Annotated in this window: 26 protein-coding genes; 17 read left to right on the plus strand and 9 right to left on the minus strand. The window is 70.0% G+C overall.

Annotated features, from left to right (window positions below):
- Nucleotides 1-90: 90 nt before the first annotated feature.
- A complete protein-coding gene (locus PZE19_RS22620; RefSeq protein ID WP_277862871.1) occupies nucleotides 91-978 on the plus strand; it encodes a ParB/RepB/Spo0J family partition protein in 888 nt (295 codons plus the stop codon).
- A gap of 24 nt (nucleotides 979-1002) precedes the next feature.
- Here the strand turns inward: PZE19_RS22620 and hemW are convergent, their stop codons facing one another.
- The 3 genes from hemW to rbp all read right to left on the minus strand — a co-directional run bounded on the left by hemW (nucleotide 1003) and on the right by rbp (nucleotide 2982).
- On the minus strand, nucleotides 1003-2166 hold the full coding sequence (gene hemW, locus PZE19_RS22625) for a radical SAM family heme chaperone HemW (protein WP_277862872.1): 1164 nt from the start codon (nucleotides 2164-2166) through the stop codon (nucleotides 1003-1005).
- Between the two features lie 14 nt (nucleotides 2167-2180).
- A complete protein-coding gene (locus PZE19_RS22630; protein WP_277862873.1) occupies nucleotides 2181-2459 on the minus strand; it encodes a NifU family protein in 279 nt (92 codons plus the stop codon).
- A 175-nt stretch (nucleotides 2460-2634) separates the two neighbouring features.
- The gene (rbp, locus tag PZE19_RS22635; protein WP_277862874.1) at nucleotides 2635-2982 is read right to left on the minus strand and encodes an RNA-binding regulator; all 348 of its coding nucleotides are present in this window, start codon (nucleotides 2980-2982) and stop codon (nucleotides 2635-2637) included.
- Between the two features lie 329 nt (nucleotides 2983-3311).
- On the opposite strand from rbp, the gene PZE19_RS22640 reads away from it, so the two are divergent.
- The gene (locus tag PZE19_RS22640) at nucleotides 3312-4526 is read left to right on the plus strand and encodes a DUF6807 domain-containing protein (RefSeq protein ID WP_277862875.1); all 1215 of its coding nucleotides are present in this window, start codon (nucleotides 3312-3314) and stop codon (nucleotides 4524-4526) included.
- Here the strand turns inward: PZE19_RS22640 and PZE19_RS22645 are convergent.
- The 3 genes from PZE19_RS22645 to PZE19_RS22655 all read right to left on the minus strand — a co-directional run bounded on the left by PZE19_RS22645 (nucleotide 4484) and on the right by PZE19_RS22655 (nucleotide 7406).
- Complete coding sequence (locus PZE19_RS22645; protein WP_277862876.1) at nucleotides 4484-5107, minus strand: 5-formyltetrahydrofolate cyclo-ligase; 624 nt, start codon at nucleotides 5105-5107, stop codon at nucleotides 4484-4486. The genes PZE19_RS22640 and PZE19_RS22645 overlap by 43 nt on opposite strands.
- Before the next feature lie 337 nt (nucleotides 5108-5444).
- Nucleotides 5445-6218: a UvrB/UvrC motif-containing protein gene (locus PZE19_RS22650; protein WP_277862877.1), complete on the minus strand. Its 774-nt coding sequence runs from the start codon at nucleotides 6216-6218 to the stop codon at nucleotides 5445-5447.
- 174 nt (nucleotides 6219-6392) lie between these two features.
- Nucleotides 6393-7406: a DUF4912 domain-containing protein gene (locus PZE19_RS22655; protein ID WP_277862878.1), complete on the minus strand. Its 1014-nt coding sequence runs from the start codon at nucleotides 7404-7406 to the stop codon at nucleotides 6393-6395.
- Between the two features lie 758 nt (nucleotides 7407-8164).
- On the opposite strand from PZE19_RS22655, the gene PZE19_RS22660 reads away from it, so the two are divergent.
- The 14 genes from PZE19_RS22660 (at nucleotide 8165) to PZE19_RS22725 (ending at nucleotide 19776) form a co-directional block, all read left to right on the plus strand.
- Entirely contained in the window at nucleotides 8165-8443 is a 279-nt protein-coding gene (locus tag PZE19_RS22660) for an AtpZ/AtpI family protein (RefSeq protein WP_277862879.1), read from the plus strand.
- Between the two features lie 60 nt (nucleotides 8444-8503).
- Complete coding sequence (atpB, locus tag PZE19_RS22665) at nucleotides 8504-9304, plus strand: F0F1 ATP synthase subunit A (RefSeq protein ID WP_277862880.1); 801 nt, start codon at nucleotides 8504-8506, stop codon at nucleotides 9302-9304.
- Between the two features lie 210 nt (nucleotides 9305-9514).
- Nucleotides 9515-9826: an ATP synthase F0 subunit C gene (gene atpE, locus PZE19_RS22670; protein WP_277862881.1), complete on the plus strand. Its 312-nt coding sequence runs from the start codon at nucleotides 9515-9517 to the stop codon at nucleotides 9824-9826.
- A gap of 133 nt (nucleotides 9827-9959) precedes the next feature.
- Nucleotides 9960-10682: a F0F1 ATP synthase subunit B gene (atpF, locus tag PZE19_RS22675; RefSeq protein ID WP_277862882.1), complete on the plus strand. Its 723-nt coding sequence runs from the start codon at nucleotides 9960-9962 to the stop codon at nucleotides 10680-10682.
- The gene (gene atpH, locus PZE19_RS22680; RefSeq protein WP_277862883.1) at nucleotides 10679-11314 is read left to right on the plus strand and encodes an ATP synthase F1 subunit delta; all 636 of its coding nucleotides are present in this window, start codon (nucleotides 10679-10681) and stop codon (nucleotides 11312-11314) included. Before atpF ends, atpH begins: the two co-directional genes overlap by 4 nt.
- Entirely contained in the window at nucleotides 11271-12977 is a 1707-nt protein-coding gene (gene atpA / locus PZE19_RS22685; protein WP_277862884.1) for a F0F1 ATP synthase subunit alpha, read from the plus strand. The genes atpH and atpA overlap by 44 nt, the downstream gene beginning before the upstream one ends.
- Nucleotides 12978-13080: 103 nt before the next feature.
- Nucleotides 13081-13962, plus strand: coding sequence for an ATP synthase F1 subunit gamma (gene atpG / locus PZE19_RS22690; protein WP_277862885.1), 882 nt, complete (start codon nucleotides 13081-13083; stop codon nucleotides 13960-13962).
- 85 nt (nucleotides 13963-14047) lie between these two features.
- Nucleotides 14048-15487: a F0F1 ATP synthase subunit beta gene (gene atpD, locus PZE19_RS22695; RefSeq protein ID WP_277862886.1), complete on the plus strand. Its 1440-nt coding sequence runs from the start codon at nucleotides 14048-14050 to the stop codon at nucleotides 15485-15487.
- A 41-nt stretch (nucleotides 15488-15528) separates the two neighbouring features.
- Nucleotides 15529-15972, plus strand: coding sequence for an ATP synthase F1 subunit epsilon (gene atpC / locus PZE19_RS22700; RefSeq protein WP_277862887.1), 444 nt, complete (start codon nucleotides 15529-15531; stop codon nucleotides 15970-15972).
- 140 nt (nucleotides 15973-16112) lie between these two features.
- A complete protein-coding gene (locus tag PZE19_RS22705; protein WP_277862888.1) occupies nucleotides 16113-16475 on the plus strand; it encodes a hypothetical protein in 363 nt (120 codons plus the stop codon).
- 479 nt (nucleotides 16476-16954) lie between these two features.
- Nucleotides 16955-17503 carry an RNA polymerase sigma factor gene (locus PZE19_RS22710; protein WP_277862889.1) on the plus strand — a complete coding sequence of 183 codons (549 nt, stop codon included), beginning with the start codon at nucleotides 16955-16957 and terminating at the stop codon, nucleotides 17501-17503.
- Nucleotides 17496-18089, plus strand: coding sequence for a hypothetical protein (locus tag PZE19_RS22715; protein WP_277862890.1), 594 nt, complete (start codon nucleotides 17496-17498; stop codon nucleotides 18087-18089). Before PZE19_RS22710 ends, PZE19_RS22715 begins: the two co-directional genes overlap by 8 nt.
- A 270-nt stretch (nucleotides 18090-18359) precedes the next feature.
- Nucleotides 18360-18575 (plus strand): hypothetical protein, encoded by a 216-nt coding sequence (locus PZE19_RS22720; protein ID WP_277862891.1) that lies wholly within the window; start codon nucleotides 18360-18362, stop codon nucleotides 18573-18575.
- Nucleotides 18576-18675: 100 nt separating this feature from the next.
- Nucleotides 18676-19776: a DUF1559 domain-containing protein gene (locus PZE19_RS22725; protein WP_277862892.1), complete on the plus strand. Its 1101-nt coding sequence runs from the start codon at nucleotides 18676-18678 to the stop codon at nucleotides 19774-19776.
- Nucleotides 19777-20020: 244 nt separating this feature from the next.
- On the opposite strand, the gene PZE19_RS22730 is transcribed toward PZE19_RS22725, so the two are convergent.
- From PZE19_RS22730 to PZE19_RS22740, 3 genes are all read right to left on the minus strand, one after another.
- Nucleotides 20021-20815: a hypothetical protein gene (locus PZE19_RS22730; RefSeq protein WP_277862893.1), complete on the minus strand. Its 795-nt coding sequence runs from the start codon at nucleotides 20813-20815 to the stop codon at nucleotides 20021-20023.
- 120 nt (nucleotides 20816-20935) lie between these two features.
- The gene (locus tag PZE19_RS22735) at nucleotides 20936-21856 is read right to left on the minus strand and encodes a metallophosphoesterase family protein (protein WP_277862894.1); all 921 of its coding nucleotides are present in this window, start codon (nucleotides 21854-21856) and stop codon (nucleotides 20936-20938) included.
- A 49-nt stretch (nucleotides 21857-21905) separates the two neighbouring features.
- Nucleotides 21906-22751 (minus strand): CPBP family intramembrane glutamic endopeptidase, encoded by an 846-nt coding sequence (locus tag PZE19_RS22740; protein ID WP_277862895.1) that lies wholly within the window; start codon nucleotides 22749-22751, stop codon nucleotides 21906-21908.
- 403 nt (nucleotides 22752-23154) lie between these two features.
- Here PZE19_RS22740 and PZE19_RS22745 point away from each other — a divergent pair, with 403 nt between their 5' ends.
- Complete coding sequence (locus tag PZE19_RS22745) at nucleotides 23155-24414, plus strand: cytochrome c (protein ID WP_277862896.1); 1260 nt, start codon at nucleotides 23155-23157, stop codon at nucleotides 24412-24414.
- The last annotated feature ends 99 nt before the right edge of the window (nucleotides 24415-24513 follow it).

Here is a 24513-nt window from a genome sequence, read left to right on the forward strand (position 1 = left end):
ATAGGCGACGAGATCTCTTCGGAAAACGACCAAGCGAAGACGCGCGACCCGCCCCGCCCCGGACCGCCGCGCGACATGGGAGCGGCCGAGATGGACATCCGCAACGTAGCCCTCGACGACCTGGTCCTCGATCCCAACCTGAACCTGCGCGATCGCCTGGACGACTTCACCGTCGAGCGCTACGCCGAGGCCTGGGACCGGCTGCCGCCGATCACCGTCTACGAGGTCGACGAGCGCTGGCTGCTCGCCGACGGCTTCCACCGCCACGCCGCGGCCATCATGCTCGGCAAGCGGACGATGCCGGCCGAGATCCGCCCGGGGACGTTCAACGACGCGCTCGACTACGTCTCCAGCGTGAACCTCTTCCACGGCCTGCCGCTGTCGCGCACCGAGCGCCGCCGGGCCGTCGAGGTGAAGCTGAAGCTCCACCACGACTGGTCGGACCGCCGCACCGCCGAGGAGCTGGGCGTCTCGCGCGAGCTGGTGGCGAAGATCCGCAAGCAGCTGATCGACGGCAACCAGATCCCCAACAACCCGGGCCGAGTCGGCGCCGACGGCAAGCTCTACACCACGGCGGGCCTGCCCAAGGACCCCAACGAGAACCGCCCCCGCGACAACGAGGCGGGCGGGGCCTCGGCCGAGTCCGCCGAGCGCGGCCGCCGCAACATGTCGGCCGCGACGGCCCCCTGGGACGACGAGGCCCCCGCCAAGTCCGGCCCGCCGATCGCCGAGGAAGTCCACTTCGCCGGCGGCGTCGACCCCCGGATCGTCGCCATGCAGGCTCCCGTCGAGGTCGACGCGCCCACGATCGACGAGCTGCTCGGCGTCATGGCCAAGCAGATCATGGACGTCGTGGGCTGGACCCAGGCCGAGGGCTTCGTCGACAGCTACCGCTCCGCGAGCCCGAACGCCCGGGGCGTCTTCCACGCAGCCGTCATCAAGATCGCCGCCCGCGCCGACCAGCTCCGCAGGGCCTGAGCCGAATCGCCGCGAGACGTCGGTTCAGACGACCTCGCAGAGCACCCGGTCGGCGAGGAAGCGGCCCTCGTGCGTGAACCGGACGCGTCGGCCGTCGTCTTCGAGCAGGCCCTCGGCGACGAACCGGGCGAGCACGGGGCCGAACATGGCGTCGAAGTCGTAGCCCGTCCTCAGGCGGAAGTCGTCGCGGTCGACGCCGACCTGGGTGCGGCGGAGCATGAGCATGGCCGTCTCCCGAGCCCGCGCCTCGGGGTCGAGCTGCTCCTTGGGGCCGGTGGCGGCCTCGCCGGCCTCGATCCGCTTGAGGTAGGCCTGCAGGTCGCGGGTGTTGACCGTCCGGACGCCGTCGACGTACTCGGCCGCGCCCAGGCCGAGGCCCCAGTAGGCGTCGTTCGCCCAGTAGACGAGGTTGTGCCGCGACTCGTGGCCGGGCCGGGCGTAGTTCGAGATCTCGTACATGTGCAGCCCGGCCGACTCCAGGCGGTCGATCACCAGCTCGTACATCTCGCGCTCGACGTCCTCGACCACCGGCGCGACCTCGCCGCGCTGGAGCTGCTTCCAGAGGGCCGTCCCCTTCTCGTAGACGAGCCCGTAGCACGACAGGTGCGAGGGATCGAGCGCGAGCGTCGCCTCCAGGTCGGCGCGCCAGTCGTCGAGCGTCGAGCCGGGGACGCCGAAGATCAGGTCGAGCGACCAGCGTGGGAAGCGGTCGCGGACGATCTCGACCGCCCGGCCGACCTCCTCGGGCCGGTGGTTCCGCTCCAGCGCGGTCAGCAGCTTGGGCTGGAAGGACTGGGCCCCCAGGCTGATGCGGTCGACCCCGGCGCGGGCCAGGACGTCGGCCTTGTCGGCGTCGAGCGTGCCCGGATTGGCCTCGACGGTCCATTCGCCCCCGGGAGCCAGCGGCAGCCAGCGCCGGACCGTGGCGACGAGGCGTTCGAGGCCCGCGACGTCCAGGCGCGTGGGGGTGCCGCCGCCGATGAAGATCGTGTCGACTTCGTGGGGCTCGCCCAGCTTGGCCGCCGTCTCGCGTTCCAGGGCGTCCAGGTAGCGGTCGGCGAGGTGGTCCGCCCCGGCGAGCGAGGCGAAGTCGCAGTAGCCGCACTTGTGCGCGCAGAAGGGGACGTGGACGTACGCCGCCCTCGGCCGCAGCCAGGGCGGAGCGTCGCGCGCCGACAGGTCCTGCATCGTCCCGAGGCCGATCAGGGGATGGCTTCCAGGAAGCGGACCTCGGGGACCTCCGCCTTGACGGCGCGCTCGACGAGCATGGTCGTCGTGTGGACCGACGAGACGCAGCCCTGGCAGGCGCCGAGCAGGCGGATCTGGACGATGTCGTCCTCGTCGATCCCGACGATCTCGACGTCCCCGCCCTCGGCCCGGAGCTCGGGGCGGACGTGATCGTCGACGACCTGGCGGACGCGTTCGAGTCGCGATTTGCGGACGTCGTGCGCCGAGGCGCGCGTCGGGACGGGTGAATTCATCAGCGGGGCTCGCGCGGGTCGTGGCGTATTCAGGGAGCCGCGCCGACGCGCCCCCTCGGAATCCCTTCCTCCGCGACGGACCGACGTCGCCCGGCGGATGCCGGCCGGCCGGTCCTCGCATCGGACCTCATAAACAAGTGTAGGCCTGGGACCGACGCGAGGCGAGGGCGCGTCCTCAATAATCGTCGCCGTATCCGCCGCCGCCGCGGTAGCCGCCGCCCCCGCCGCCGCCGTTGCGATAACCGCCGCCGCCCCCACCGCCGCCGCCTCCGGGCGTGCGCGGGCGAGCCTCGTTGACCGTGAGGCGGCGACCATCGTGGTCCTGGCCGTCGAGCGTCTCGATCGCGGCCTGCGCCTCGTCGTCGTTGGGCATCTCGACGAACCCGAATCCGCGGCTCCGCCCGGTCTCGCGATCGCTGAGCACCTGCGCCGAGGAGACCGCGCCGAATTGTTCGAACAGCTCCTGGAGCAGTTCGGAGGTGACTGTGTACTTCAGATTGCCGACGTAAAGCCTCTTCGCCATCGCAATCGCCCGCTACAGGCTCTCCACCGATCGACCGAGACGTGCCAGTCTTCGCGAGTCCGGCAGTTCCCGCGAGGGGAAACCCCCGAGACGTCGCCACTCCAGATCCAGCGGCTGGCCTGTCGGCCGACCCCGGACCCGCGCCGCCGGGTCTGAAGCGTCTGGCAATGTATCCGGTGGGTTCGAAGGGTTCAATAAAAAAAACGGCCAAGAAAACCGGCCCGGCCGCCGGCCTCGCGACGGCGGATCTTCGCGCTTGCAAGTCTCTCCATCCTCATGGACATTGAGGTGCTCACGATCGAACCTACCTCAGGCGAGGCCGATGGGCCATGCGACATCTCAAGAAGACGTTCCCCGCGCGATTCGGCCTGGCGACCCTGGCGCTGGCGGTCGGCTGCACCTCGGCGATCGCCCAGGACCGGCGGCTGATCCTCCGCGGCGAGCACGGCGTCCCGCCCGAGACGCCGGTGGTCCTGGCGGCCCCCGAGGACCTGGATCCGGGGCTCTACACCCTGAAATCGACGCCCGACGCGCCGGCGGTCGACGGCGTCGTCGTCGCCGACGGGGAACGCCGGTCGTTCGTCTTCATCGCGCCCGAGACCACCGAGCCCAGCTCCTACCAGGTCTCGCTCTCCACCCGCACGCCCAAACCCGGCGAGGGGGTCGCGTTCACGCCCGAAGGGCCGAACCTCAAGCTCGCGGTCGACGGCCGACTGCTGGGGATCCACCACGTCGACGGCGCCTACAAACCGTTCCTCTATCCCCTGATCGGCCCCACCGGCGCGGCGATGACGCGGGCCTTCCCGATCGAGAAAGTCGCCGGCGAAGACGACGACCATCCCCACCACGAGTCCTTCTGGTTCACCCACGGCAAGGTCAACGGCTTCGACTTCTGGACGGTCAAGGAAGGCACGATCCGCGAGACCGCCCGCCAGGTCGACGCATCGGGTCCGGTCCTGGGCCGGCTCACCACCCGCGACGACTGGCTCGACCCCAAGGGTGCCAAGGTCTGCGAGGACGAACGGGTGCTGACCGTCTACGCGACCCGGGCGCTGCGGATTTTCGATTACGACGTCACCCTGAAGGCGACAGAGGGTCCCGTCGTCCTGGGCGAGACCAAGGAAGGGACCTTCGGCGTCCGGGTCGCCTCGACGATGGACGTCGACAAGAAGACCGGCGGCAAGATCCGCAACGCCGAGGGCCTCGAAGACGCCGCCGCCTGGGGCAAGCCCTCGTCGTGGGTCGACTACTCGGGACCGGTCGGCGACGAGACCGTGGGGATCGCGATCCTCAACCACCCCCAGAGCTTCCGCTACCCGACCACGTGGCACGTCCGCACCTACGGGCTGTTCGCTGCGAATCCGTTCGGCGGGCACGACTTCGGCGTCGATGGATACGGCGAGCACAGCCTGGCGAAGGGCGAGTCGCTGAAGTTCTCGTACCGCCTGATCCTTCACAGGGGGGGCGTCGACGCGGTCGACCTCGCGCAGCGGTTCGCCCTCTACGCCGTGCCGCCCGAGGCCTCGTGGGACGCGGCCGACTGATCGCGGATCAGGATCCGCGTGGGCGTGACGATCCCATCCAGCGGGACGTCGTGGGGCTCCACCGGCAGGTCGTCCACGATCTGGCGGTCGAACGCCGCGGCCCAGACTTCGACGTCCTTCCGGAGCCTGGGCAGGAGCCGGTCATAGTGCCCCGCCCCGCGGCCCAGGCGGTTGCCGAGCACGTCGAACGCCACGCCGGGGGCGAGGACCCAGTCGACCTTGCCCGGCTCGATCACGGGGGCGTCGGGACTCGGCTCGGGGATGTTCAGCATCCCGGCGCGGAGGTCCCGGACGGGGTCGCGGATCTCGTGCAAGATGAGTCCGCCCGCCCGGCGATCGACGCGTGGGCAGGCCAGCCGCTTGTCGGAGCCCAGGGCGTCCGCGAGCAGCGGGCCCGTGTCGATCTCCTCCGGGAAGGCCCGCACGTACAGCAGGACCGTCCCGGCCTTGCGGTAGGATGCGAGAGCCGAGACGCGAGCGATGAGGAGTCGCTCCTGCTCGGCCCGGGCGGCGGCGTCCAGGTTCAGGACGTGGGCGATCGTCTCGACCCGCAGGCGCTTCTTCTCGGGCGACGAAGCCATGCGACCGCCTCGGGATCCCCCGGGAAAGAAAGCAGCCCGTGGCTCCCCATGTGATGGGGGGACACGGGCCGATGAACCTCCGCCGCAATGCCGTTGAGGCGCTTTTGAGAACCCGCAGTTCAGGTGGGAGCCGCAGACCTACGAGAAGACGAGCTTCAAGAGGCCGATATGGGATCCCTACGGGTTAAACGTTGGTTCGCCAAAAGGACCGCCTCCTGTCGAACATGGCAGAGGCTTTCGTCCGGCCGAGACCGAACAGCCTCATCCTAACCCGGGGCCGGCCCGAAATCAAGCGAAACCCGCCCCGTCCCTGAACGTCCGACCATGTCGTCGCAAGTCAGCTCGAGGCGCGACGTTCGGAGGTCTCGCCGGCCCGGAGGCGGCGGATCTGGTCGCGGATTTGGGCGGCTTCCTCGTAGCTCTCGCGGGCGACGGCGGCCTGGAGCTGGTCCTCCAGCAGGGCGAGCGGGTCGGCCGTCCGGTCGCCCTCGACGTCGGTCCGCCAGCGGAGCAGGAAGTTCAGCTCGGAGCACTCGGACTCGCGGTCATCCTGCTGGTACTCGTGGAGGAACTCGCGGATCCGCCGCACGCCGTCGTCGATCCGGTCGAGGGCCGCCCGGCGATCGTCCCGGCCGAGTTCCTTCAGGGCCAGCGCGCGGGTGAGCATCATCGTGACGTAGGGGCGGTACTGGTCGAACTCGATCTTGTCGCGATTCCGGGCGGCGTAGCGGGAGACGAACGCGAAGAGGCGGAGGTTGCGCTCGGTGTCGCGCGCGACCATGTCGTAGAGCTGCAGGTGGAAGGCGGCGAGGTAGCGGTGATAGTACTGCAACCCCTCGCGCATCAACGCCGCGCACTCGGTCGGGTCGATCGTGAAGTCTTCCTCGGCCTCGATGGCCGCCTTGCGACGGGCCTCGTGGTGGTCGAGGAGCGAGTCGACGCCGTGGGGGCGGCGGCCGTCGGGGCGGCCGTCGCATTCCATCTGGAGCACGCCCAGGTCCACACGCATCTGGATCTTGTCGCGGCCGTCGTCGCCGGGGATCCGTCGGACCTGGAGGTCGTCGGGATGGAAGTCCCAGCCCGAGAGCACTTCGCTGATGTCGAGACTCAAAGATCCTCTCCCCGCGGCGAGACCGGGCGTCCGGAGCGTCGCCGTCGCGACGCCTTCACCGATTCCACTCTACGTCCGGAGCCCCCCCGCCGGCAACCGCGCGTGAGATCGCCCGCGGGCGTCGGCCGATGGCGACGACGCCCGCGGGCGAGGATGTTCCGGACCCGGCGAGGCTTACAGCTCGTTGCTGTCGTGGATCATGGGCTCGAGTTCCTTGGTGTTCCGCTCGACCGCGAGGACGACCGTCCGCTCCTCGACGCCGTCGGCGCTGGCGGCGACGGCCGGGATGATCTGCCGCGAGTCGGGCAGGCTGAAACGGACGGTGAAGGTGCCGTCGGGCCGGAGCTGGACGGGCTCGCCCTGGAGGGTGACCTGGGCGTTGGGCTCGGTCGTGCCGTAGACGATCAGCTCGGCGTCGATCTCGAAGTGGAACCGCCGGCCCAGGCCCGGCAGGGCCCCCAGCGAGAGGTTCTGCATCGAGAGGCTCGACAGGGGCCGGCGGAGCCGCTCGTCGAACAGGTCGTTGAGGTCGACCGACGTGGAGCTGACCGACTTGTGGGCGTTGATCGTCGAGGGGTTCTGGACCCGCTCGAACTGCTGCTGCACGCTGGCCCAGTTCTCCTCGAGGGCGTCGGTCACGCCGGCCTTGGGCGTGGTGACGATGTTGGAACGGGCCAGGACGTAGAACTTGCCCCGGCGCGAGAGGTAGCCGACGTCGATCCGGTAGGAGCGGGGCGGCTTGACGACGTCGATGTACCAGTTGTTGACGCCGCCGTGGATCGGGATGTCGCGGACGATCCGCTCGGCGGCGTTGGTGGTGTCCTCGCTGGTGACGTCGATCAGGCGGAGGATCGGCAGGGCGCTGTGCCATTCCTGGCCGAGGGCGGCCTGGGCGCGGGCGAGCGTCGTGCGGCTCAGCTCCCAGTGGGCGTGGAGCCAGTAGGAGTCGCGGGCCAGGACGATGATCCGGTCCTTCTGCGACGCGTGGTTCAGGGTGTGGGGCGCGGGGGCGACGGCGGAAGGGGCGCCGACCGGGCGACGCGCGGGGCCCGCGGCGTGGCCGTCCGAGGCCGCGGCGGGGCGCTTGACGTTCTTGGGCGCCCGCGGGGCGGGACGCTCCTTCTTGGCCCGCGGCGGCGTCGCCGGCCGGGTCGAGGACAGGGCTCGTATCAACTGATCCTTTCGCATCGCGTGCCATCCCGCGATGCCCCGCTCCTTGGCCATTTGCGAAAGGTGCTTCTTGTTACAGTCTTTGAGCGCGTCGACGGTCATACGGAACCACTCCAACACCACGGTCGCGCCGGCCGCGTCCGTGACGGATGACGGGTAGCAGGATTCTTCCGTGAGTGGACCGATCCGGAAAACTCCCTGTGTCCCGGATGAGGCTAGTCGACTGCAAGACGCAACAGGCCGGGGCGGTCGCGGGGAGGCGAGGGAGCGGCGGGCAAAAAAAAACGGCCGTCGACCCGTGCGGGTCGAGACCGTTGCGCTCAGCCGGGATCGCCTCGTCCTTGCCACTGCGACGTCATCGCTGATCCCCCTCGAAAGAGAGCCGGGGAGAGCGGGCAACTTGCGTTACGCCGACCCTTTGGGTGCTCGTCGCTATCGGGGATACCACATTGACACAAACCCTGTCAATTCCGATTTCGCGGCGGCCCCCGCGGCCCCGCCGCTTATTTAGCACAGGCCGCCGCGTCGGCGCCGCCGGCCCCCCGGGGGGGCTCGCCGCGGGGGCCGGCGGACTTTGTGAAAAATTTCGCGAACCGGCTCCCGGGAGGTTGACAGCGGCCTCGGCGGATTGCTTAATGGAACGGGCGTGCGACGTCCCGTCTCGACGGCGTCTTCGGATCATGCCCCGCGTCGGCCCTGGGCCGACCGGGCGCCGGGTTCGGGGTGCGTCCGAGGACCGGGCGCCGAGGCCCGGATTCGACGACCCGGAGGCGGCCGTGACCCGCGACCAAGACTCGCGATCGTCCGTCTCGCAGGGCCTCGAATGGGGGACTCGCGTCACGACGATCGGCCTCGAATTCGCCCTCCCCGCCGTCCTGGGCCACGGCCTGGACCGGTGGCTGGGCTCCGCCCCCTGGCTCACGGTCGGCGGCGCGTTCCTGGGGCTGGCGATCGGCATGCTGCACATATTCCGGCTGCCGGGCGAGCTCGCCCGGGCCGAAGAGCGGCGTCGCCCCCCGCGTTCGGGCGGGGACGCGGGACGAGCTGACGCATAAATTCCGGCCGACGTCGCGGGACGTCGCCCGGGCCGACCCTTGAAGAGCGTTCCCCCCCCCATGGCAGCACACGACCCCCTGAGCCACGTCGTCGACCACACGACCCTGGAACTCCCCTGGCCGCCGCCGGCCTGGGAGTGGACGATCCAGCTCCCCTACCCGCTGACGCGCTTCATGGTGATGGAGCTGATCGCGGCGGTCCTGGCGGTCCTGGTCCTGGTCCCGGTGGTCCGGCACATCCGCCGCAACGCCGTCACCCGGGGCGGCTTCGCCAACGCGGTCGAGGCCGTCCTGCTGTACATCCGCGACGACGTCGCGCGGCCGGCGATCGGCGGCCACGGGGCGGACAAGTTCCTCCCCTTCCTCTGGACGGCCTTCTTCTTCGTCCTGTTCAACAACCTGCTGGGGATGATCCCCGGGTTCGCCTCGCCCACGGGCAACATCAACGTCACGGCGATGCTCGCCGTCATGACGCTGGGGGTCGTGGTCGCCGCGGGCGTCCGGGAGATGGGGGTGGCGGGCTTCTTCACCGGCCTGGTCCCCCACATCGACGTCCCCTGGCCCATGAACTACTTCCTGTGGCCCTTGATGTTCATGATCGAGCTGGTGGGCCTCCTGATCAAGCACATCGTGCTGGCCGTGCGACTCTTCGCGAACATGTTCGCGGGCCACGTGGTGCTGGCGGTGATCCTGGGGTTCATCCTGGTCGCCAAGGGGCCGCTGTTCTACCTCGTCATGCCGGCCAGCATCGCGGGCGTGGTCGCGCTCAGCCTGCTGGAGCTGTTCGTGGCGTTCCTGCAAGCGTACATCTTCACGTTCCTCTCCGCGCTCTTCATCGGCTCGGCGGTGCACCCGCACTGACGCCCGTCGAAGGCTGGGAGGGAACCGTCCCCGGCGCGCGTCGCGGCCGCCCGCGGGACCCCGAGATCGATCGGTCCGCGAAGTCCGTCGAAGGAAACACCGGCGAGGGGGGCGTCCGACGCCGAACCCCCGCCGGGGCGAGGCGTTGGGAAGCCTCGCGACGTCCCCCTGCTCGTCGCAGTCGTCACCATCTAGTCACCCGAGGGTTCGATGAAACTGATCAAGTCCGGTCTCTTCGCTTTGGCCTTGCTGCTCGTGAGCCAGGGGGCCGTCCTCGCCCAGGCGCCCGCCGTCGCGGTCCCCACGGGCCCCGTCGTGGCCCCGGTCGACCTCAAGCCGATCGGCGCCGGCCTCATCATCATCGGCGCCGGCCTGGGCATCGGCATCCTCGCCCGCTCGGCCGTCGAGAGCATGGCCCGCCAGCCCGAGATGGCCGGCAGCATCCAGACGGCCATGATCATCGCCGCGGCCCTCATCGAAGGCGTCACGTTCTTCGCCCTGCTGCTGCAGCTCATCGCCTGACCGACGCCGGCCCCGACCGATCCGGCCCGGCCGGCGCCCGAACCGGGGCGCCGGCGGGCCCGGAGCCCCGCGGTCCCGCCCGACGATCGGCCGATTCGATCCCGCTCCGCTCCGCAAACGCGAGAACCAATCCATGCTCCGCTTCCTGAAGTCCGCCCTGGGGTCCGGACTCGTCGCGCTGGCCACGGCGGCCCTCCTCGCCCCCACCGCCGCGCGGGGGGCCGAGGAGCCCCCGGCCGCGCACCCGGCCCCCGCGGCCGCCGCGCACGTCGACCCGGCCCCCGCCGCCGCCCACGGCCCCACGGCGGCCGAGGCGCACGGCGAGGGCGAGCACGCCAAGGCCAACCCGATGGAGCCCCAGCCCGGGCTGGCCATCTGGACGCTGGCCGTCTTCTTCTGCCTGATGGTCGTCCTCGGCCGGTTCGCCTGGAAGCCGCTGATCGAGGCCCTGCACCATCGCGAGGAGCACCTCGAGCACACCCTGGTCCAGACCGAGAAGGCCCGCAACGACGCCGAGCAGCTCCTCGCCGAGCACCGCCGGCTGATCGCCGAGGCCGACGACAAGGTCCGCGACATGCTCTACCAGGGCCAGCGCGGGGCCGAGGCCCGCGCCGCCACGCTCCTCCGCCAGGCCCAGGCCGACGCCGACGCCGCCCGCGACCGCGCCCAGCGCGAGATCGCCGCGGCCCGCGACCAGGCCCTCGCCGAGATCTGGACCCGCACCGCCGACGTCGCCGTGACGGTCGCCGGCCGCGTCCTGTCCAAGCAGATCGGCGACGACGACCGTCGCCGCCTGCTCGACGAGGCCATCCGCGAGCTGCCCGAGGGCTTGCAGGCCGGGGGCGCCAAGGCATGACGACCCAATCCCCCCCCGAGCGGCCCCGCCGGCCGCTCGGCGACGACGACGCCCAGGCCGCCCGCGCCTACGCCGGGGCCCTCCTGGGCGCCGCCGGCGCGGGCGACGGCCCCGCCGCGGCGATCGCCGACCTGGACGCGATCCGCGACGAGATCCTCGACCCCAACCCCCGGTTCGCCGCGGTCCTGGCCAGCCCGCAGGTCGCGACGGCCGAGAAGGACCGGATCCTCCGGGAGCTGCTCGACGGCCGCGTGTCGGACGTCGCGCTCCGGTTCCTCCGCGTGCTCAACCGCCACGGCCGGCTCGGGCTGATCGCCGGCGTCGCCGACGAGGCCCGTCGCCAGCTCGACCGCAAGCAGGGCCGCGTGGCGGTCCGGGTCCGGACCGCCGCCCCGCTCGACGAGGGCCAGATGGAGGCCCTCCGCGCCAAGGTGGCCCGCCTGACCTCCGGGACGCCCGTGCTCACCGTCGTCACCGATCCCGACCTCATCGGCGGCCTCGTCGTCCAGATCGGCGACGTGGTCCTCGACGCCTCGGTGCGGAACCGTCTTGAACAGATACGCCAGCGGCTGATCGAAGGAAAGACGCATGAAATTCAGAAGCGAAGAGATCAGTTCAGTCATTCAGCGTGAGATCGAGCAGTTCGCCCCCGAGGTCACCCGGACGGAAGTCGGCACCGTGCTGGAGGTCGGCGACGGCATCGCGCGCGTCCACGGCCTCTCCGGCGTCATGGCCGGCGAGATGGTCGCATTCAAGAACGGCTCCAAGGGGATTGCGCTCAACCTGGAAGAGGCGTCGGTCGGCGTCATCGTCCTGGGCGAGTACACCGAGATCGAGGAGGGGGACGAGGTCGTCGCGACCGGCCAGCTCCTGCGGGTCCCCGTCGGCGAGGCTCTGATCGGCCGCGTCGTCGACCCGCTCGGCAACCCGCTCGACGAGGGGGGCCCGATCGTCACCAGCCTGAGCCGCGCCATCGAGTCGCCGGCCGCCGGCATCGCCGAGCGCCAGCCCGTCGACGAGCCGCTGCAGACGGGCATCAAGGCCATCGACGCCATGATCCCGATCGGCCGCGGCCAGCGCCAGCTCATCATCGGCGACCGCAAGACGGGCAAGACGGCCATCGCGATCGACACGATCCTCAACCAGAAGGGGACCGGGGTCATCTGCGTGTACGTGGCGATCGCCCAGAAGGAGTCGACGACGGCCAGCCTGGTCGACGTCCTCCGCCGCCACGGCGCCATGGACTACACGATCGTCGTCGCCTCGGGCGCCAGCGACCCGGCCCCGCTGCAGTACATCGCCCCGTACGCCGGCTGCGCCATGGCCGAGTACTTCATGTACGAGCAGGGCAAGCCGACCCTCTGCATCTACGACGACCTCTCGAAGCAGGCCGTCGCCTACCGCGAGGTCTCGCTCCTGCTCCGCCGCCCTCCCGGCCGCGAGGCCTACCCGGGCGACATCTTCTACGCCCACTCCCGCCTCCTGGAGCGGTCGGCCAAGCTGGCGAACCGCTACGTCATCGTCCCCGAGGCGACCAAGCCCGAGGCCGTGACCGAGGAGTCGGGCGTCGACAAGAAGGTCTACGTCGGCGTCCCCGGCGCCGAAGAGGCCGCGCACGCCCTCAAGGAGAAGTTCGCCCAGGGTCACAAGGTCGTCAAGACCCCGACCTCGGGGGGCTCGATGACGGCCCTGCCGATCATCGAGACGCTGGAAGGCGAGGTCTCGGCCTACATCCCCACGAACGTGATCTCGATCACGGACGGCCAGATCTACCTCCAGCCCGACCTCTTCTTCGCGGGCGTCCGGCCGGCCATCGACGTCGGCATCAGCGTCTCGCGGGTGGGCGGCAAGGCCCAGATCGCCGCCATCCGCAAGGTGGCCGGCAGCTTGCGCCTCGACCTGGCGGCCTTCCGCGAGCTGGAGGCCTTCGCCCAGCTCGGCACCGACCTGGACAAGGCGACGCAGGCCCAGCTCGACCGCGGCTACCGCATGGTCGAGCTGCTCAAGCAGCCCCAGTACCGGCCGCTCTCGGCCATCGACCAGGTCATGAGCATCTACGCCGGCTCGACCGGCGCCCTCGACGACGTCCCGGCGCGCGAGGTCCAGCGGTTCGAGCGGGAGTTCCTCGAATTCCTGCACGCCCAGCGGGCCAAGCTGGTCGAGGACCTGACCCGCGAGAAGAAGATGACCGACGCGATCACGGCCGACCTCAAGGCGGCCCTCAAGGACTTCAAGGCCGGGTTCAAGTACGCCGGCCAGGCCGCCCCCGCGGCCGCCGTCGCCGCCAAGTCCTGACCCGACCCCGGCGACCGAGCTTTCCGAACGAGGCCCCGACGCCCCCCCGGCCCAGCCGGCGCGGCGTCGGGGCCCGCCCGAGCGAATCCCGAGAGACCTCAAAATGGCCAAGGCCCGCGCGATCATCAAACGCCGCAAGGCGGTCGACAACATCCGGAAGATCACCCGGACGATGGAGCTCATCGCCACGGCCCGCTACCGCAAGGCGATGGACCGGGCCGTCGAGGCCGAGGCCTATACCAAGAAGATCGCCGAGCTGGCCGCCGACCTGGGCGCCTCCTCCCCGTCCACGCCCCACCCCCTGTTCGAGAAGCGCGAGCCGATCAAGAAGGCCCTGCTGCTGGTGCTGACCAGCAACCGCGGCCTCGCCGGCGGCTACAACGGCAACGTCCTGCGGGCGGCGATCCGCGATTACCAGGACCTGCAGGCCGAAGGGGCCGAGGTCGTGGTCGAGTTGTCGGGCAAGCGCGGGATCAACTTCTGGAAGTACCGCCGGCTGCCGATCTCCGCCGGCCACCTCCACTTCGAGGACAAGCCCGCCTTCCACGAGGTCGAGGTGCTCGCCGAGCGGTTCATGGCGATGTTCCTCGCGGGCGAGATCGACCGGATGGACGTCGTCTACACGCGATTCATCAACACGTCCCGGCAGGAGGCCGTCGTGCGGACCCTGCTGCCGATCACGAACGACGAGCCTGTCGCGACCGCGGCCGAGCCGAACCGCGAGCGGACGGAGTACGAGTTCCTGCCCGACGCCCAGGGGATCCTCAAGGAGATCGTGCCGGTCTCGTTCAAGGTGCGGCTGTTCAAGTGCTTCCTCGACGCGGCCGTCAGCGAGCAGATCGCCCGCATGGTGGCCATGAAGGGCGCCTCGCAGAACGCCGACGAGCTGTCGAAGACCCTGACCAGGCAGTACAACCGGGCCCGCCAGTCGCAGATCACCGGCGACCTGGCCGACATCGTCGGGGCCGCCACCGCCCTGAAGTGACCGCCGGACGGCCGGCCCCCGAACACGAAGAAGACATCGGAAGACCCACGCGTCCCAGGCGCTTGAAGACAGGAATTTCGCAATCATGGCGACTGCTACGAGGACCGGACGAATCGCACAGGTGATCGGCTCGACCTTCGACGCCGAGTTCGAAGAGGGCGACCTGCCGAACATCTACAACGCCCTCACCATCGACAACGACCAGAAGGGCGCCCCGATCCACCTGACGGGCGAGGTCCAGCAGCACCTCGGCGGCAACCGGGTCCGCTGCGTGGCGCTGGGCTCGACCGACGGCCTGGTCCGCGGGATGGAAGTGGTCGACACCGGCGCGCCGGTGAGCGTTCCCGTCGGCAAGGAGTCGCTGGGCCGCGTCTTCAACCTGCTGGGCAAACCGATCGACGGCCGGGGCCCGGTCCACACGACCGAGAGCTGGCCGATCCACCGCGACCCCCCCTCGTTCGACCAGCTCTCGCCCAAGACCGAGCAGTTCGAGACCGGCATCAAGGTCATCGACCTGCTGACCCCGTTCGTCCGGGGCGGCAAGATCGGCCTCTTCGGCGGCGCCGGCTTGGGCAAGACCGTCATCCTGCAAGAGATGATCTCCCGCATCGCGTCGGTCCACAGCGGCTACTCCGTGTTCGCCGGCGTGGGCGAACGGACCCGCGAGGGGAACGACCTCTGGCTGGAAATGCAGGAGACCAAGGTCGGCAGCACCGGCAAGTCGGTCATCGACAGCACGGTCATGTGCTTCGGCCAGATGAACGAGCCGCCGGGCGCCCGCCTCCGCGTGGCCCTCACCGCGCTCACCATGGCCGAGTGGTTCCGCGACGCCACCGGGGCCGACACCCTGCTGTTCATCGACAACATCTTCCGGTTCAGCCAGGCCGGCTCCGAGGTCTCGGCCCTGCTGGGCCGGATGCCGTCGAACGTGGGCTACCAGCCGACCCTCGCCACCGAGATGGGCGCCCTGCAGGAGCGCATCACCTCCACGAAGAAGGGCGCCATCACGTCGGTGCAGGCCGTCTACGTCCCCGCCGACGACCTGACGGACCCGGCCCCGGCCACGACCTTCGGCTTCCTCGACGCCTTCATCGTGCTCTCGCGGTCGATCTCCGAGAAGGGGATCTACCCGGCCATCGACCCGCTCGGCTCCAGCTCCCGCATCCTCGACCCGCAGTACGTCGGCCAGGAGCATTACGACGTCGCCCAGCGGGTCCAGAAGATCCTCCAGCGGTACAAGGAACTCCGCGACATCATCGCCATCCTCGGCGTCGACGAGCTGTCGGAGGACGACAAGCTGATCGTCCACCGCGCCCGCCGGCTCGAGCGGTTCCTGTCGCAGCCGTTCTTCGTGGCCGAGGTCTTCCTGAACAAGCCGGGCGAGTACACCAAGCTCCCCGACACGATCCGCAGCTTCAAGGAGATCTGCGACGGCAAGTGGGACCACCTGCCGGAGTCGGCCTTCATGTACGTCGGCGCCATCGAGCAGGCCGAGGAGCAGGCCAAGAAGATGGGCGCGATCTGAACGAGGAACGGTCCCAGCCCGCCAGCGGAGCCTGCAACGACATGGCCAGCATCACCGAAACCACCGAGCCGGCGCGGACGGGGCTCCTCTCGGGCCTCCTCCAGTGCCAGGTGGTCACGCCCGAGAAGACCGTCTTCGCCAAGACCGTGGACTTCGTCGCCCTGCCCCTCTTCGACGGCGAGCTCGGCGTCCTCCCCGGCCGCGCCCCGCTGCTCGGCCGCCTGGGATACGGCGAGCTGCGCATCAAGGTCGGCGGCGCGGTCGAGTCGTACTTCGTCGACGGCGGCTTCGCCCAGGTCCGCGACGACGTCGTCACCGTCCTGACCAACCGCGCCCTGGCCGCCTCGAAGATCGAGATGAACGGCACCGCCGCCAAGCTCGACGAGGCCCTCCGCCGGCCGGCCGTCACCGACGCCGAGATCGCCGAGAAGGAAAAGACCGTCGCCCAGTACCGCGCGATGATCCACGTCAGCAACAAGGCCTGACGCCGCCTCGCAAGCCCACCGATCGGGACCGGACGATCGCCTCGTCGATCCGTCCGGTCCCGATTTTGCTTATCCGTCCCCTTCGACCCTCCCCTCCCCCAGCCCCGGCCGGACGCCGGGGCCCGCCCAGGAGAACCGCCGTGAGCGACCACGACCACGAACACGTACACGACGAGAACTGCGACCACGATCACGACGACGACATGGTCGAGATCGTCTACATGGCCCGCGAAGACGTCCTCGAGAAGCTCGGGATCTCCTCCGAGGAGTTCGCCGAGGCGCTCGACAAGGCCATCGACGGCCTCGAACAGCTCGCCATGCGCGACGACGTGACCGACGAGGAGATCCCCGCCATGGAGGACCTCGCCATGACCATCAAGGGCCAGGAGTACCGCCTCGGCGACCTCGCCGAGATCTCCTTCGAGGGCGATGACGACGAGGACGACGAAGAAGAGATGGAAGACGAAGAAGCCGAGGGGATCGAGGAAGTTCAGGAGGATTGACTGCGGTCGATCTTATTGCCGGCTTTACATCGGGTTTGCCGCCGACGTCCCGGCTGCTCGGTCCTACGCAAGCTCCTCGCCCATGGTTTTTTGCGTCCATACTGGACGCCCCGCGCTGGGTTTAGAAGCGCATCTCGACTCGCCGTCGACGAGTCGCGAGGCTCGGGAGTCCGAATTCGAGGCGAGTGGTTCGACCTTCTGAAATAAGAAGATCGGGCGTCCCCTGCCACCCTTCCTCAACCTTGCTCGAGAACGGCGGATCTCGGTGGGTCCTGGAGAGCCGGTGGATGGGCGGGGGCTCCGTCCGTCGCTTTCCAGCGTCCCGTTCCGTCCTGGGGCTCATCGACCACCCCTCCGGCCACGTCCACCCTCCGGCGGGCCCAGGGGCCGTCGCGCTCCTTGCAAAATCCCTACCGGCCGAATGAACCGCGCGAGGGGTTCGCCCGACTCCTTGATCGATGCTGTTCAAGGGGGTGGGGATGGACCACGAGCGCGAGGAAATCGAGCTTGAGCTGCTGGTGATCCGTTGCCAGCGCGGGGAGCGAGCGGCGTTCGACGAGCTGATCCGAGGCTGGGAGCGAAGGCTCTTCGTCTACATCCGGAAGCTCGTCTCGGACGAGGAGGAGGCCTGGCAGCTCCTCCAGGAGATCTGGCTCCAGGTCTTGCGGGGGATCACCTCGCTTCGCCAGCCGCGATTCTTCCCGGTCTGGGTCTATCAGGTCGCGCGGAACACGGTGATGTCGCATTATCGCCGCGAGTACTCCCGCGCCGTCTCGCTTCAGGCCGACGTGCCGGTTCGCGGCGACGACTTCGACGGCTTCGACGACGCCGAGTCGGTGCATGCCGGGCTGTCGAGGCTGGCGATGCCGGACCGCGAGGTCCTGACCCTGTACTTCCTGAACGATCTCAGCATCGCCGAGACGGCCGAGGTGCTCGGGATCCCCCCGGGCACGGTCAAGTCTCGTCTGTACAGGGCCAAGCGGGCGTTGAGAGACGTCCTCGGCCCCGAAGGAGGCTGTCATGGCTGATCGGAAAGACGTCCCGCTCCCCGGGTTCCTCGACTTCGACGCCCAGGATTCCGAACTGCAGCGACGCCATCGAGCGATCCTCGACGCTCGCCTCGGATCGGCCTGGCCCCTGGGGAGGAAGGCCCGCTATCTGATCGTCGCGACCTCGGGCCTGATCGGATTCTTCGTCGCCGGATCGCTTAGCCTAACCGAGCCCGCCTCGACCCCGCCGGCGATTCGAGGACTCCTCGGGCTCTTCGCCCTCTTCAGTCTAGGGTGGACGCTCTTCGCCGCCTGGACGCTCGCCCGCCGCCGAGGGGGATTCGCGGGCGAGAGATTGGCGGCCGCGCGGATCGCCCTGGGGTTCACGCTCTTCGCGGTGGCGGGACTGGGGCTTGCGGCGACCTCGCTGGGCAAGGAGGCGGCCGCCGCTCCCATGATCGGCGTCGGTTTAGGATTCCTCGTGCTCGCCGCCGTCGGCGCGACCAACGCCCGCATCGAGGAGGCCGAACTCGCGATCCGGGAACAGCTCCTGCGCCTCGAAGCCCGGATCGTCCGGTCCGAGCCGGCGGCATCACGCGCCCAGCCGCCGTTTCCCGAGACCTGATCGAGGGAGGTCCACCCGAAGGATCGGCGCGGAGGGCGAGTCACCTCGACCGCCGCCCGCTCGCTCCGCGACCCCCGGGCGGATCATTGCCCGCACGTACCCACGTCACTGATCCTTGCGCGATTTTCATTATTTTCGTCCAAGAGTCTGGTCTGGCCGCCGAAGGTTTCGTAGATTCGGGCTTCCAACTCTTACGGGCTTCGGACACGCACCAACCTCTCCATGCGTGCGAAGCCGCCTGACAAATCGATGGTTCCAGGAGTCCACGTCTTGAAGAACTCCGTGCTTCGCGACGGCGGGAGGGCGTTCGGCCTCGGTCTGCTCGCCTTCGCGACAGGCTTCGGCATGGGCTGCGACAGCTCGAAGCAGGGCGGCACCCAGGTCCAGGTCAGCGACGAGGACAGGGCCCTGGTCAACGCCAGGAAAGAGTCGTACGCGGCCCGCGCGAAGGAGAAGGCGGCGGCCCGCACGACGAAGAAGCACTGATCGGCCCGCCCCCTCGGCCTCGTCGCTCCGAGGCCCCCCTCGTCAAAATCCTCCTCTCATCGCAATTCGTCTCGCCACCCGTCTCAGGGAGGTCTCCCTCATGAATCCCCGCAAGGGCTTCACGCTCATCGAGCTGCTCGTGGTGATCGCGATCATCGCGGTCCTGATCGCCCTGCTCCTGCCCGCCGTCCAGTCGGCGCGCGAGGCGGCCCGGCGCATCCAGTGCACCAACAATCTCAAGCAGCTGGGGCTGGGCGTCCACAACTACATCTCGGCCACAGGCGCCTTCCCGCCCGGCATCGTCACGACGGTCGCCTACCCCGGCACGGCCGATCCGGGCCAGCTTTCGACCTGGACGGCCTGGAGCCCGCAGTCGTTGCTGCTGTCTTACATCGAGCAGGGGCCGCTCTATAATGCGGCGAACTTCAACTGGAACTGTTGCTACGACACCGTCGCCGACTCGATCAATTCGACGGTCTACCTGAACCGGATCGCCGCGTTCCTCTGCCCGTCGGACGGCGTCGTCGGCCAGCAGAACATCAACAGCTACTACGGCAGCATCGGCACCTCGACCCAGCAGTACCCCTCCGACGGCAACACCTCGGGCGTGTTCCTGCTTTACAACAGCAGCAATCGGACGTCGTCCGTGACCCTCGCGGCGCTCACCGACGGCACCTCGAACACGATCGCGTTCGGCGAAGGGCTCGCGGGCGACTACGCCAAGACCACCAGCTATCGCGGCAACGGCATGTCCGGCGCCAATCAGATCCTGGCCGCCGAGGTCCTCGACGCGCGGTCGGCCCCCACGTTCGTCGTCCAGGAACTCCAGGCCTGCAACACGTTCTGGGCCACCCCCGCGATGGCGACCTGCGTCGGGGTCGGGGGCTGCGACCAGGCGGGGATGAAGCAGTACATGGGCCAGACCTGGGCGCTCGGCGAGCGGGGCTTCACCCTGTTCAACACGGTCGTCCCGCCCAACTCGAAGCAGTATCCCTGGCACAGCTGCCGGACGACGACCTGCCTGGAGTGCGCGATGGAAGGTTCGAGCTACATCAACGCCAGCAGCAACCACCCCGGCGGCGCCAACTTCGCGCTCAGCGACGGCAGCGTCCGGTTCATCAAGGACTCGATCGACATGTCCGTCTACCAGGCCCTGGGGACACGGAACGGCGGGGAGGTGATCAGCTCCGACTCGTATTGAGCGGAGACTGTTGAAGGTCGACCGGCGGGGTCGAAGGACGTCTTCCCCCCTCGCGGGGGAAGGCAGCCCCCCCAGGGGTCGGATGAGCGGGACGACGAGCGCAAGGACCGTCGGAATTCGCGATCCGGCCGGATGTTACGCCGACAATCAAGTCGCGCGTCCTCCACCTCATCCGGCCCTTCGGTCCACCTTCCCCCGCGAGGGGGGAAGGCATGAAACCCTTCTTACTCGTTCATCGGCCGGTTCACGCGAGGTCGGACTCCGCCTCCGGCCTCGCGCCGCCTCCCGAAGTCGTGACGACGGCCGCCCCCAGGGCGGTCAGCACGGCCACGAGCACCTGGGCCAGGATCCGCGGCGGGCCCCCGCCCGGGAGGGGGAGGTCCGACTTGCCGGACGGGAAGGCCAGGGCGGCGGCGATCTCGTAGACGATCGTGGCGATCAGGGCGCCGACGAGCCCCCCGGCCAGGGCCTTCGCCGCGCCGCGACTCCGGAGCCCGAGGCCGAGCCCGAAGGCCAGGCCGACGAGGGCCCCGACGAGCACCCAGATCGCGCCATGCGCCAGCAGCGGGACGATCAGGTCGTCGGCTTGCGAGTCCCGCCCGCGGAAGAAGATCGGCGTCGCGATCGAGGCCGTCGCGCCCCCCGCGACGAGGCCCAGCACGCCGCCCGCGACGGCCGCCCCGACGGCCCGCCTCCGCGACCCCGTCGCGAGCCCCCCCGCGGCCCCCAGGGCCAGGCCGAGCAGACCGCCCATCGTCGCGTAGACGGCCCGGGCGCTGCCGACCCGCGCGGCCTCCAGCCTGGCCGCATCCTCCGGGGTCTGGACGATCTTGAGCTTGGGGAAGAGCCGGTCGCGATAGCCGGCCACGACCCGCTCGCCGACCAGGCTCGACGCCCCGCCCGCGATCAGCCCCGCCACCAGCGCCAGGGCGACGATCTTGCCGTTTCCGCCGCCACGTGGGGCGACGTCCGTCCGGTCCGCCTTCGCCTGCGCAAGGGGCTCGCGCGCCCCCTCGTCCTCGGGAGGGCGGGAATTCATGCTCAGCACCTCTGATGTCCTCGAAAGGAGTCGTGACGGCCGGGAGGGCCCCTCCATTAAGAATCATAAAGGCGAAATTCTCAACGCCGTTTTCGAGGACGAATCCTCGGTCGGCCGGAATCAGCCAGGCGCAGCGATCGAAGTCTCCGGCGACCGCCGAGCGAAGAATCCCGGCCGCCGGGCCATCGGCCGCTCGATCCAGCGAGCGCCGGTCCAGCCGTGGTGGGTCACGGCGACGTCGCCGCCGTCGAGGACGATTTCGAGGAAGCCGGGCGGGTCGTCCCCGCGCCTGTCCAGCAGCAGGGGGGCGCCGGCGTTGAGGCACACCTCGTCCGGAAGGGCCGGCGGCGTGAACGCCCAGGCGTGGTGGACGTGGCCGCAGCAATACAGGTGCGGGCCGATCGTCGCCAGCCACGCGGTCAGCTCGTCCGCGTTTTCGAGGCGCTTCCAGGCCAGTTCCTCCTCAAGGCCGGGAGGGGCGGCGATCGGGTAGTGGCAGGCGACCACGAGACGGTCGACGTCGGCCCGGTTGGCCTCCCAAAGCTCACGGGCGGCGGCGAGCTGGGCGGCGGGCAGACGTCCCCGGGCCGAGAGGTGGGGCCTGGAAGGATCGAGGGCCAGGACGGCCGTCCGATCGGCGACGAATCGGAGCCAGGGGAACGTCTCCCCGCCCAGGAACGGGCCGAACGACCGCTCGAATCGGCGGCCGCGGGCGGAGCCCCGGGTGTAGCGGTCGTGGTTGCCGGGGACGACCGTCGCGCGCTCGGGAGATCGCAAAAGCGGTCGCAGGGCCTCGAACGCCAGGGCGAATTCCTCGGCCAGCGCGGTGGTGGTCAAGTCGCCCGTGATCAGGACGTGGTCGGGGGCCAGCGACTCGACCCGTTCGACGACCTGCCGCAGCCGCTCCATCCGGAACCGCCGCGCCCGGCCCAGCAGCAGGGCCGCCATGCCGACGGCCCGCTTGTTCATCAGCCGGAGCGGGTTGAACTCGTACTTCCAGACGTGGACGTCGGACAGGTGGACGAGCCGAAAGCCGGGCAAGGCGGGAGTCCAGCGACGGAGGGGGTAGGAAAGCGGTCGGCCCCGAACGTCACCCGTTCCAGCCGACCCAACCGACCAGCACATCGTACGCCGTGTGCGCCCCGACCGCGATGCCGAAGCCGCGCAGGATGAAGACCCAGGCGAAGAAGACGCCGGCCATCCAGCGGAAGATGAAGGCGAACCAGGTGAACGCCTCGCCCGGGTTGCCGGCGTGGTGGGCCAGCGAGAACAGGAGCGCCGAGCCGCTCACCGCCAGGGCGCTCGCGAGGACCTGGGGGGTCTGGAGCAGGCGGAGCGCGTAGAAGATCGCCGGCACCAGGAGCAGCCGGAAGAGGGCCTCCTCGTACACCCCCGCGCCCAGGTAGCCGACGAGCTGCGCCGCGGCGGCCTCGGCCGAGCCGGGCGCGACCTGCAAGAGCGCGGCGGGGGGCGGGGTCCGCTCCATCAGGTCGAAGCCCAGGTCCACCAGCCGGCTCACCCCCACCAGAGCCACGGCCAGCACCAGGCTCTCGATCACCATCCCGGCCACGACCACCGGCGAGAACTTCCAGCCCTTGGGCTGGAGCGCCTGCCAGCCCAGCAAGACGAGGAAGAGCGAGAGCGGCAGCAGCCAGTGGTCGGTGAGCCCGACCGTCGCCAGGCTCTGGCGGATCCAGGCGTCGGCCCCGGTCCGCAAGGCCTGCGCCGAGCCTCCCCCCAGCCAGACCACCCCGAACTCGTAGGCCAGGACGATGGGCGCGACCAGGACGAGCGAGGGGAGCGGCTTGCGGGTCGTCGCCCAGTAGCTCGGCGGCGGGTCGATCGGCTCGACGAAGACCAGCCGGCGCAGCCCCCGCTGACGCGAACCGGCCTTCTCGATGCGCTGGAGATCCGAACGGTCCCTGGCGGACTTCAACTCGTCCCTCCTCTCCGGGCGCGCCGGCGCGGCCGGCCGGGTCGTCGGCGGTCGGGCGTGGATTACGGGTCGTTCGGATGAGTCGTATTGTTCGAAGCGGCCGAAGAATACGAAATCGCCGTCCGTCTTGTGGGTGCAGCGGCAGGCGGCTACGATTACCTTACCATACGGACGAGGCGTCAGCTTGACGGCGACGTGGGCCGGCCCGAAAAAGCACCACTCACGGCCCCCGCCCATCGCCCGAAGCATGACCCTGAGGTCGCCAGCCGCGGCGGAGACGCCGGCGTCGAGCCGGACCGCTCCCGACCGGCCGTCGACGTCGCAGAATCCCGGGCCGGAACCCGATCGCCCCCCGCCGCTTCGCCCCCGCGACGAGGTCCGGCTTGCCCCTGGAGATGTTCGCGTGATCGTGCGACGGCGCCTCGTGCTCGGCCTCGGCCTCTCGACCCTGATGACGCTGGCGGCCGGCTGCTCGGACGCCGATCTGACCGGACCGATCGTCTACGAGGAGCAGCCGGCCCTGACCCGCGAGGTCGAGGGCAAGGCCCACCTCGCCGGCAAGCCCAAGATCCAGGCCAAGGCCCGCAAGGCGCTGGAGAAGCTCTACGGCCCCGCGCCCAAGGAGATCCACGTCCCCGAGGGCGCGCCGCTGACGAAGGACGAATCGGGCCGGCTCGGCATGCTGCTGGCCAACTTCGAGCAGACGCCCGAGGGCCCGAAGAAGCTGGACCACGCCGGCGGCTACGGCCTCTACCGCCGCCACTGCCTGCACTGCCACGGCGTCACCGGCGCGGGCGACGGTCCGACGGCCCCATTCGTCTTCCCGCCCCCTCGCGACTTCCGCCGCGGCCTGTTCAAGTTCACCTCCACCCCCAACGGCGCGCGGCCCGACCGCGACGACCTGCGGCGGTCGATCCGCGACGGCCTGCACGGCACCTCGATGCCGGCGTTCGAGGCCCTGCTGACCGCCGCCGAGATGGAGCAGGTCGTCGACTACGTCACCTTCCTGAGCCTCCGCGGCGAGACCGAGCTGGCCCTGATCGAAGAGGGCTTCATCGGCGACGACGAGGACGAGGACGCCCTGGGCGACGACGTCGTGGCCGAGCTGGTGCAAGGGGTCTTCGGCAAGTGGGAAGACGCCCGCGACGCCGTGGTGAACCCGCCCTCGCCCCGCACGCCCCCCTCGCCCGAGAGCGTCGGCCGGGGCCGCGACCTGTTCCTGGGCCGGACCAAGGAGAAGCTCGAATGCGCCGGCTGCCACGGCGCGAAGGGGCTGGGCGACGGGCCCAGCTTCGTCGAGGTGGGCGTGTTCAACCGCGTCGTCTTCGGCGGCGACCCCAGCAAGATGCCCGAGCGGGTGGCCAAGCTCGACGACAAGACCCGCGAGCTGTGGAAGCAGAAGCTCGACGAGTGGGGCAACCCGCTGCGGCCGGCCAACCTGACCCGCGCGGTGTACAAGGGGGGGCGGCGGCCCATCGACCTCTACTGGCGGATCGCCAAGGGGATCACCGGCGCCCAGATGCCCGCCCACTACCCCGGGATCGACCAGGCGCAGATCTGGGACCTGGTGAACTTCGTGCTCGCCCTGCCCTACCAGCCCGAGCTGCTCGACGAGCCGTCGACGGCGGGCGTGACGGCCGAAGCCCCGGCGGTCCGACGATGACCGGGGCGCCGCGAGGAGACCGGCTTCGACGCCGAGGCCGCCGTTCGGATATCCTGTGACCGTGTAAGAACCTCCGGCCCGGGTCGCCCGCCTTTTCCC

The sequence above is a fragment of the Paludisphaera mucosa genome, from assembly GCF_029589435.1.
Classification (GTDB): Bacteria; Planctomycetota; Planctomycetia; order Isosphaerales; family Isosphaeraceae; genus Paludisphaera; species Paludisphaera mucosa.